Raw genomic sequence first — 6,007 nt, 5'->3', positions numbered from 1 at the left:
GTGCCGGAGCACACCGTGCCACTCACATGGGGTGGGCGTCCCAACGGGACGGGTCCGTCTCCAGAGCGGCCCGGTCCCAGCCACCCCGATCGGCGGCCGCGTCGTACGTGCTGTGCAGGAACTTCAGCAGAGCCGCGTCGGGATCGTCCGCGGTGCGGACGGTCTCGTACGGCAGCAGGAATTGCCGGAACTCCGCGCTGTAGAACGCCCCTTCGGGCCCGATCGGGTAGTCGGCGAAGCCGTCCGGTTCCGGATAGGCGTACGCGTAGAACGCACCTTCGACGCCACCGCCGGGCCAGAATCCGCAGCTGCTCAGCTCGTGTGAGTAGCCCTCGACCATCACCCAGTCTCCGCAGTTCGGCGCTCCGCCAGGGTGAGTCGGCGCGCTTCGACCGGAGAACCGGGTGCAGGCCAGGTCGAGCGCACCCCAGAAGAAGTGCACGGGACTGACCTTCCCGATGAAATGGGCACGGAATTCGTGCAGCACACGGTCCGCCTGCACGAGCTGCCGCCAGAACCGGTGCACCGACTCACCGTCGTACGAGCAGTGCTGCGTGTCCTCCGCGAACGGGACGGCCGTCACCACCTCGTTGGGCCTGGCCAGGATGGTCGTCGTGACGCCCAGTTCGGCCAGCGTGTCCATCGTTTCCGCATGGAAATCGGCCACCGACTTCGGTTCGAGCGCAATCGTCCCGGTGCCACCCGTGCTCGTGCGGATCACCAGCCGATGGTCTACGAAGTCGAATTCGATGTCGAAACAGTCGGTGCCGTACGGGACGGTCGACGTGGTGAGACCGCGGGGACTCACGTACAGCGGCACCTGCCACCAGTGGTTGATCAGCGGTGCGTGGGCCAGGCGGATCTTCCCGACGATCTGCGTCCACATGTGCAGGGTGTCCCTCGTCGACGTCCACTCGTCCACCTTCAACGCAGGCCATGCATCTCCGGATCGTGTCTGCTCGCGCACAGTGCCTCCCTGCCGACGACTGCTTTTCAATGTGCTCCCCGTCCGGGGCGATGGCAAGCGATGCCGGTGGTCAGGAGACCGGTGCCGCGCTCGCCTGCGTCAGAAGCTGCAGGAACACGTCCTTCGGCTGCGCGCCGGACACCGCGACGCGGCGGTTGGCGACGAAGAACGGCACCGCCGTCACCTGCAGCCGGCGGGCCGCCTCGAGGTCTGCCTGCACCGCGTCCGCGCCGGCATCGGAATCGAGTTCGGCGCGCACCGAGTCGGCGTCGAGCCCGGCCCGCGCCGCGATGTCGACGAGCACCTCGCGGTCGTCGATCACGGCACCCTCACCGAAATGGGCGCGGAACAGTCCCTCCACCACTGCATCTCGCTTGTCGCCCGCGAGGTGGATCAGCCGGTGCGCGTCAAAGGTGTTGGCGGCGACGACCGTGTCGAAGTCCAGTTGCAGACCCTCGTCGGCCGCCGTCCGCGCGACGTGCCCGAACATCTGACGGACCTGCTCGACCGACAGCCCCTTGCTCTCCACCAGGGCGTCGAGTTCGGTGCGCCGCTCCCCGACCGGGGTGTCCGGCGACAGCTGGTACGACCGCCACGTCAGGGTGACCCGGTCGCGCCCCTCGAACTCGTCGAGGGCCGACAGGAAGCGTCGCTTGCCGATGTAGCACCAGGGGCAGGCCACGTCGGACCAGATCTCGATCTCGATGTCGCCGTCGTGCTTCTGCTGTGTTCTCACAGTTCAGTGGAACAGACGGGTGCCGCATTCTGTTCCGGCACGTTTCCGCGCAGAGAGTGTCTTGGCTCGCCGTGGTGCATTTCCGCCCGCCGAATTCGACCGAACGGTACGGTGAGGGTGTCGACACGGCGAGAGTAACGTCGTATCGATCGTGCCGCTGAACGAGGGGCGCTCGTCGCGTTGCCCGGAAGATCGACGGCCGATGGTTGCGGAACCCGAACTCCTCCAGGAGTAGCCATGGTTTACGTCTCGTCACCGAGCAAGTCCGTCGAATCACTCGGAATCGTGCTGATCGCCGTCGGAGTCGTCCTGCTCTCCCTTCTCACCCTCTACCTGGTCGGCTTCGACCAGGGTGCGATCTCCCGAAGTGGCATGTACCTGCACGAATTGATGCACGACGGACGCCATCTCCTGGGAGTTCCCTGTCACTAGTTCCACCCCTACGGAGCACGCGATGAACTCTCCAGCAGAATTCGAAGCACAGGCGAACAGAGTGGCGGGGTACGGCCCCCTCCATCACGAAGAGATGGATTCGCCGTACTACCTGTCCAATTCCGCATTCGACGCGCTGCGGCACGTGCTGCACGACGTCGGCGGCCAGCCCGCCCTTCCCGTCGCGTACGAGGAGAAGGTCGAAGAGGACTGGGAGATGAGCACGTACGTCACGTGCGAATGCCTCGGCTGGCGGGGTGTGTGGAACTCGGAGGAACGCCGCCGCGCCGAGAACGACCTGGGTGCGACGCTCTACTTCGGATTGCCGTACTACGCGCGCTGGATCACGGTGGCCGCCAAGACACTCGTCAACAAGGGCCTGATCACGCCGGACGAACTGTCCGCCAAGATCGACGAAGTGCGGGCCCGGACCGCAGGCGGACCTACGGCGGGAGGCCGGTCATGACGAAATTCGCGATCGGCGACCGCGTCACCGTCAAGGACGCGACGTCGATGTTCCACACCCGCACGCAGGCATTCATCCGCGGGCACACCGGTGTCGTCGTCGAACACCGCCCGGAGTGGGTGATCCCCGAGGACGAGGCGTGGGGACGCGTCGACGACGGCCGGACCGAACCGTTCTACGTCGTCCGCTTCCAGCAGACCGACCTCTGGCCCCGCTACACCGGATACGAGATCGACACCTTGGAAACCGAGTGCTCCGAGCGCTGGCTCGAGCCGGCAGGAGAGGCCGACACATGACGCATTCGCACGACGATCACGCTCCGATCCAGGCCTCGGAGGAGGTCAGCGAATTCGAGATCCTGGAAACCGCCATCCGGGAACTGTCCATCGAACACGGACTGTTCTCCCGCGAGGATCACCGGCGGTTCTCGGAATGGGCCGAGTCGGTAGGGCCGTCGGGTGGTTCGAAGTTGGTCGCGAAGGCGTGGGTGGATCCGGAATTCAAGAAGCGCCTGCTGGCCGACGGCACCGAGACCTGCAAGGAGGTGGGGATCGACTGGCGCGACCCCACGGGATCGGGCACGCCGAGCGACTACACGTACTTCTACGTGCTGGAGAACACCCCGAAAGTGCACAACGTCATCGTCTGCACGTTGTGTTCGTGCTATCCGCGGCCCGTCCTCGGCATGTCCCCGGACTGGTACCGCACACCCAACTACCGCCGCCGGCTGGTGCGCTGGCCCCGTGATGTGATCGCGGAGTTCGGCCTGCACTTCCCGTCGGATGTCGAAGTGCGCGTGCATGATTCGAATCAGAAATCGCGATTCATGGTGATGCCGATGCGCCCCGAGGGCACCGAGGGGTGGAGTGAGGAACAGCTGGCGTCGATCGTCACCCGCGACACCATGATCGGTGTCGCCGTCCCTCAGGTCGACTGGACGGCGACCACACCACCCTCGGACAACGGAGGAGCGGCACGATGATGGCGGACAAGGGCTACGACGTCATCCTGAACACGTTGACGCCGGAGACAACTCGCGACGACGTGACGCTCCCGGACCTCGACCGCAAGCCCGACCCGTGGGAATCGAGCATGCAGGCCACCGCGGAATGCCTGTCCTGGCGTGGCGCCTGGGACAATCTCGACAGGCGCCACACCGAGGACCAGCTGGGCGAAACCCTCTACCGCGATTTTCCCGTCCGCTCCCGGTCCGTCGTCGCCACCGCGCACGCGCTGATGGACAAGGGCGTCATCAGCCCGGACGAACTGCAGGCGAAGATGGAGGAGATACGCGCACGGTTCAACCGTCGGTAGTCGGCACTCAGGATTCGAGTGCCGCGTCCAACGTGATCTCGACGCCGGTGAGCGCCTTGCTCACCGGGCACGACTCCTTCGCGGCCTGAGCGGCCTTGGCGAAGCCGTCGGCGTCGAGACCGTCCACCTCACCGCGGACCGTCAGCGTGATGCCGGTGAGCTTGAAACCCGGGTTGTCCGGCCCGAGTGAGACATCGGCCTTCACCTCGAGGCTCTGCGGGGTTCCGCCTGCCTCCGCGATGAGTGCGGACAGCTGCATCGCGTAGCAGGAGGAATGCGCCGCCGCGATCAGCTCCTCCGGGCTGGTGGTTCCACCCGCCTCCTCCGCCGCGCGCTTCGGGAACGAGACGTCGAAGGTCGCGACACCGGAACTGGTGAGTTCCACCTGGCCGCTTCCCTGTTCGAGTGATCCGTTCCAAGCGGTCCGTGCGGTACGTGTCGGCATGCCACATCCTCTCGTGGTTCTTCGGTTTACGTGTCGAACCTACTCGTACCTGGCGCACATCCGCAGCGCCCGGGAAAGCAGGGCGGCCCGCAGATCGTCCGGCGCCAGCACTTCCGCGTCCTCGCCGAGCGACCACAGCACCCCGCTCGCGTGGGAGTCGTCGCCGAACACCACTTCCAGGCGCACCCGGTCGCCGTCGGCGGGCTGCTCGGATCGGACGGCGTAGGCACGCTCCGCCAGAACGTCGCGACGCTCCCGCCGGACGAGAACGTCGACGACCACCGGTGTGCCGCGCGCCCGGAACGCCGAACGGCGACGCTCCCAGATCGCGGCGAGGTCGATGTCGGCTGTTCGCTGCGCCGGTTCGTCGAGTTCGCGGACGTCCTCGATCCGCTCGAGCCGGTACGTCCGGTCGCGGCCGGCGTCCGTCGCCACCAGGTACCACCGTCCCCCCGCGTGGATGAGACCCTGCGGGTCGATGACGCGCCACACCGGTTCGTTCCCTCGTGACGGGTAGAGGATGCTCAGGCGCCTGCCCACGAACACCGCCTGCTGGATCAGCCCGAGATGGTCGTCGGCCGGTTCCGGATCGGTCAGCCACGACCCCTGGGTGACGAACACCCGTTCCGCCACCTTCGTCGCCGCGGCCCGGTGCGCGTCCGGCATCGCCGCGACCACCTTGCGCATCGCCGACGCGAACGCCGGCGCCATGCCCAGCGACTCCGAGGTGATCGCGGAGCCGGCGGCCAGCAGGGCCTTGGCCTCGTCGACGGTCAGGCCGGTGAGATCGGTGGTGAATCCCGGAAGCAACTCGAAACCGCCGTCCCGGCCGCGTTCGGCGTACACCGGGATCCCCGCCGTCGACAGAGCGTCGATGTCCCGCAGCACGGTCCGCGGCGACACCTCGAGTTCGCGGGCCAGCGCCGACGCCGACATGCGCCCACGGTTGCGGAGCAGGAGGACGAGCGAGAGCAGGCGGTCAGCGCGCATGCCGAAAAGTCTGTCAGAAATATACGACAGAAGATGTCATGTATTGAGGCGATAGTTGCCTCATGACACACACGACTGATCCCCGGCCCCTGTACCGCGAAGCCCTCACCTGGACCACCGGCCTCATCGACAACGTCCGCGAGGACCAGCTGACGGCATCCACCCCGTGCGCCGACTTCGACGTCCGCACCCTGCTCGGCCACCTCGTCGCCACCGTGGAACGTGCCCGCGTGATCGGCGAGGGCGGCGACCCCCGCAGCATTCCGATCGTCGTCGCCGACATCCGCGACGACGGCTACGCGGACGCCTACCGATCCGCCGCCGACCGCATGTGGCCCGTCTGGGCCGACGACAGCAGCCTCGACGCGACGGTGACCGCACCATGGGGCACCGTCCCCGGCCGCGCCGCGATCTGGGGCTACATCAACGAGACCCTCGTGCACGGCTGGGACCTGGCGGTCGCCACCGGCCAGCCGTCGGAGACCCGCCCGGAGCTGGCCGAGGCCGTGCTCGGCGTCGCACGGCAGGCGATCCCCGCGGATCCACGCGGCGGCCCCGTGCCGTTCGCCGACGTCGTCGACCCGTTCCCCACCGCAGGCCCCACCGAACGTCTCGCCAACTGGTCGGGACGCAAGAGCATCTGACCCCGCACACACG

The 6,007-nt window shown here is 67.2% G+C and carries 10 protein-coding genes; 6 read left to right on the top strand and 4 right to left on the bottom strand.

What is annotated here, in order from left to right; genetic code table 11:
* Positions 1 to 22: 22 nt before the first annotated feature.
* The gene (locus ACFTZB_RS42000) at positions 23 to 967 is read right to left on the bottom strand and encodes a DUF5996 family protein (protein WP_378441327.1); all 945 of its coding nucleotides are present in this window, start codon (positions 965 to 967) and stop codon (positions 23 to 25) included.
* Between the two features lie 70 nt (positions 968 to 1,037).
* Positions 1,038 to 1,703 (bottom strand): DsbA family protein, encoded by a 666-nt coding sequence (locus tag ACFTZB_RS41995; RefSeq protein WP_378441325.1) that lies wholly within the window; start codon positions 1,701 to 1,703, stop codon positions 1,038 to 1,040.
* A gap of 237 nt (positions 1,704 to 1,940) precedes the next feature.
* Between ACFTZB_RS41995 and ACFTZB_RS41990 the strand changes: the two genes are divergently transcribed.
* From ACFTZB_RS41990 to ACFTZB_RS41970, 5 genes are read left to right on the top strand one after another with little or no spacing between them, the layout of a single operon-like run.
* Positions 1,941 to 2,135, top strand: coding sequence for a CbtB domain-containing protein (locus ACFTZB_RS41990; protein ID WP_378441323.1), 195 nt, complete (start codon positions 1,941 to 1,943; stop codon positions 2,133 to 2,135).
* Positions 2,136 to 2,157: 22 nt separating this feature from the next.
* Entirely contained in the window at positions 2,158 to 2,601 is a 444-nt protein-coding gene (locus ACFTZB_RS41985; protein WP_378441321.1) for a hypothetical protein, read from the top strand.
* Positions 2,598 to 2,897, top strand: a complete 300-nt coding sequence (locus ACFTZB_RS41980; protein ID WP_378441319.1) for an SH3-like domain-containing protein — start codon at positions 2,598 to 2,600, stop codon at positions 2,895 to 2,897. Before ACFTZB_RS41985 ends, ACFTZB_RS41980 begins: the two co-directional genes overlap by 4 nt.
* A complete protein-coding gene (gene scnC / locus ACFTZB_RS41975) occupies positions 2,894 to 3,583 on the top strand; it encodes a thiocyanate hydrolase subunit gamma (RefSeq protein WP_378441317.1) in 690 nt (229 codons plus the stop codon). The genes ACFTZB_RS41980 and scnC overlap by 4 nt, the downstream gene beginning before the upstream one ends.
* Positions 3,580 to 3,915, top strand: coding sequence for a ScnB (locus tag ACFTZB_RS41970; protein ID WP_378441315.1), 336 nt, complete (start codon positions 3,580 to 3,582; stop codon positions 3,913 to 3,915). Before scnC ends, ACFTZB_RS41970 begins: the two co-directional genes overlap by 4 nt.
* A 7-nt stretch (positions 3,916 to 3,922) precedes the next feature.
* Here the strand turns inward: ACFTZB_RS41970 and ACFTZB_RS41965 are convergent, their stop codons facing one another.
* Together ACFTZB_RS41965 and ACFTZB_RS41960 are read right to left on the bottom strand one after the other, a co-directional pair.
* Entirely contained in the window at positions 3,923 to 4,360 is a 438-nt protein-coding gene (locus ACFTZB_RS41965; protein WP_378441313.1) for an OsmC family protein, read from the bottom strand.
* A 39-nt stretch (positions 4,361 to 4,399) separates the two neighbouring features.
* Positions 4,400 to 5,350: a helix-turn-helix transcriptional regulator gene (locus tag ACFTZB_RS41960; protein WP_378441311.1), complete on the bottom strand. Its 951-nt coding sequence runs from the start codon at positions 5,348 to 5,350 to the stop codon at positions 4,400 to 4,402.
* A gap of 62 nt (positions 5,351 to 5,412) precedes the next feature.
* Here ACFTZB_RS41960 and ACFTZB_RS41955 point away from each other — a divergent pair, with 62 nt between their 5' ends.
* Complete coding sequence (locus tag ACFTZB_RS41955) at positions 5,413 to 5,994, top strand: TIGR03086 family metal-binding protein (RefSeq protein ID WP_378441309.1); 582 nt, start codon at positions 5,413 to 5,415, stop codon at positions 5,992 to 5,994.
* Positions 5,995 to 6,007: the final 13 nt, after the last annotated feature.

This window comes from Rhodococcus sp. NPDC057014 (assembly GCF_042673295.1).
Taxonomy (GTDB): Bacteria; Actinomycetota; Actinomycetes; order Mycobacteriales; family Mycobacteriaceae; genus Rhodococcus_F.
The sequence above is the reverse complement of the archived record's forward strand: the minus strand, read 5'-3'. Positions and strand labels throughout refer to the sequence as shown.